The organism is Variovorax sp. P4_D9 (assembly GCF_056401695.1).
On record NZ_JBFUIU010001084.1, the window covers coordinates 1 to 2497 of the forward strand.

Consider the following 2497-nt stretch of genomic DNA (forward strand, 5'->3'; position numbering starts at 1 on the left):
CGCTGAACCAGATGGTTTAACATTCACGCCGAGACCGCAGGAGCCGCTGAGCTCCTCGCACTCGAATCTTTCCGGCAACTGCCGCACGAACTTCTCCCAGGTGAAAGCCTGACGAGCCGACCTAGATGGAAGCGCTCGCTTCCGAACCCGCCCCGCGCAAGCCTGGCGGGTTTTTTCGTTCAGCGTCACGCGCATTCGTTTGACAGTGCTGCACATCGGAAGATGTGCAATGATTCACGACCCATCAAAAAGGGGGTTGTCATGAAATCCCACCGAAGCGCCTCCGATGTAGGACTGATTTGGGTCATCGTTTTTGTGCTCCTCATGTCCGTCGGCGCAATGGCCTTCAAGTTCTTGACTGACGAGGTCTTTGGTACGGGGTCTGCTACGAGCCAAGTGGCCGTGCAGAACAGAACCAACGGGACATCGAGCGGGTAGGACGCTGGCGGACTGCCACCGTTGCGCCAGCTCCTCGCGCCCTTTTTGAGTGATCTCGGCGACGATCGCCGGTCCTTGTACGGTGCTGCCAGCGGCGCGACGTGCGATCCCAGCCGTCGCAGCCACTTTCTGCGGAGTAGCCCGGACAGTAGAGCGGTGGGCTCATAACCCGCATGTCGCTGATGCAAGTCCAGCCATCGCAACCCCTTTCGGTGAGAACGCCGGCAGAGTGATGTCCATTGGTGCAAGCGGGAGCCAGCACCCGGATCGACGGTGTCGATTCCTAGGACCCAGCCCCTGCCGCCGCCTGCGACAAGCGGGACGCCGGATTCAATCGCCCCGATTCATCGTCCAACTTGAGGGCGACCGCTCCGGGCAAAGAGCGGTGTTACTCCGGCGCCCATTTCCAGGCGTGATGCGGCAGGCAGCCACCCACAAGGGAAGTTCGATGGCGAACAGATATGCCAAGTAGACCAGCAAGGCCATGCACTCACATCGGTCCGCCGGCCTGGCGCAGGTAGAGCGTCTCAAGCAGCTCAAGGTCGCCCAGGCTGACTACGGCCAGGAAGCGGAGCGTGTCGGCCAGATCACGGAGTGCCTCCGCATTCAGGAGGAGCGCATCGGCCTGTCGCGTCAGGTCGGAGCGTCAAGCACGGAGACATCGATCCGGGAAAGGAATCTGCCCGCGTGATCATTTCGCGGCGTTTCAGGCAAGCGAGCACCACTGAAATCAGCGTGACTGATTACAGCGAGGCGAAGTGCAACACGCCTGAGGTGCAAGAGATCACGGTTAGCGCTTCCATCGAACAGCTCCAAAATCTTGCGAATGCCATTGGTAGTGGCAACCTCCCGGGCGCAGTGATCGTCGCCGCAGACATCGCCGCTGGCGCAACAGTTGCGATAGTGAAGGGCACTGGCGGGGTGCTCGGGGGAATAAAGAAGGCCGTCTGTCGCGTCTTTCACTGTTGATCTTGGCGGGCCTATGACGAAGTGCTCGCCGTCCGGCGCATCAGCTTGGAGCTTATGAGGCGCAATTTTCGGCGGAGGTTGTAGAGGCGCACTCCGTGTGAGGATCGCGGCGAATCTCTCCCCGCTCCATTGCCGTCCCGGCCTCCTCTGCGAGCGGTACGCCGATCGACTACAGCCTCAGTGATCGCCCAGGTCGGCCTGATCGCCTCGGCCTCGTGCAGCGCGATACGCCAGTGTGGGCCCGCACCTTCAAACGATTGAAGGCGTCTCCCACAAAGGATAGTTTTCATTTATCGATATGGATTGAAAAACATATCGTGATACCAGCGATAGCCGAAAAAAGCCTCGGTATCTCCGTGTCGGACCGGAACGGTCTGAAGCTCTCAGRTGTCCGCTGGGCTGCCGAGCGGAATACCCCAACGCAACAGCCACCACCTCAACTTGGTGACGGTATGGACGGGCGCCGCCTGACCGGCATCGACGACCGGCCGGCCGAGGAYCATCTCGTGCGCGATGGGAGACGGGCCGTCGGCATTGGCSCTGCATACCCAGTTTYGGCCATCTTGAATATYGCAATCGGTGAGCTTGCCCGACGGCCCTGGGGCCCCGGCAGTCCAAAAGAGAACTTCACGGTGCGCCTTCAGCACGCGAAAGCGCACCCGATCGGYSGCGACGAGGCGGCCGCTGCAGCGCAGACCCTGCCAACTGCCCTGCTGGCACCTAACGGTGTAGACCGTGCTCTCGCCCTGCAGCGTGACGTTGTCGCTGATCAAGGCGACCCCGACCACGAACGCGGCACAAACAACAACGAGGGAAAAGTTTCGCATCGGTACATTTTCACTTCGTCCCGCCGGTTTTTGCAGACACTGCTGTGCAAGCGACATAGGTATGGTTGATATCGAAACCGCCTGGCAGCTTGGCCGTCACCGATCAGGAGTAACCGCATGGAACGCGGGAAGCTGCAGGTCGGAGGAGCCGTAATTCGCTGATGGTGAAGTGCGCCTGAGCAGAGCCTGACTTTCCCGCAACGCCGGGGGGCTGAAGGTGCGACACAGGGCGCCGATTGGCGGTCAAGCGCACAGTCGCACAA

Annotated in this window: 2 protein-coding genes; both read left to right on the forward strand. The window is 60.8% G+C overall.

What is annotated here, in order from left to right:
* Nucleotides 1-922: 922 nt before the first annotated feature.
* Nucleotides 923-1129 (forward strand): hypothetical protein, encoded by a 207-nt coding sequence (locus AC1DY5_RS51210; RefSeq protein WP_478121944.1) that lies wholly within the window; start codon nucleotides 923-925, stop codon nucleotides 1127-1129.
* Nucleotides 1126-1407 carry a hypothetical protein gene (locus tag AC1DY5_RS51215; RefSeq protein WP_478121945.1) on the forward strand — a complete coding sequence of 94 codons (282 nt, stop codon included), beginning with the start codon at nucleotides 1126-1128 and terminating at the stop codon, nucleotides 1405-1407. The genes AC1DY5_RS51210 and AC1DY5_RS51215 overlap by 4 nt, the downstream gene beginning before the upstream one ends.
* Nucleotides 1408-2497: the final 1090 nt, after the last annotated feature.

Bases quoted from the DNA above. Each gene is read 5' to 3' on its own strand.
- AC1DY5_RS51210 (WP_478121944.1), top strand. From the start codon at position 923: ATGCACTCACATCGGTCCGCCGGCCTGGCGCAGGTAGAGCGTCTCAAG.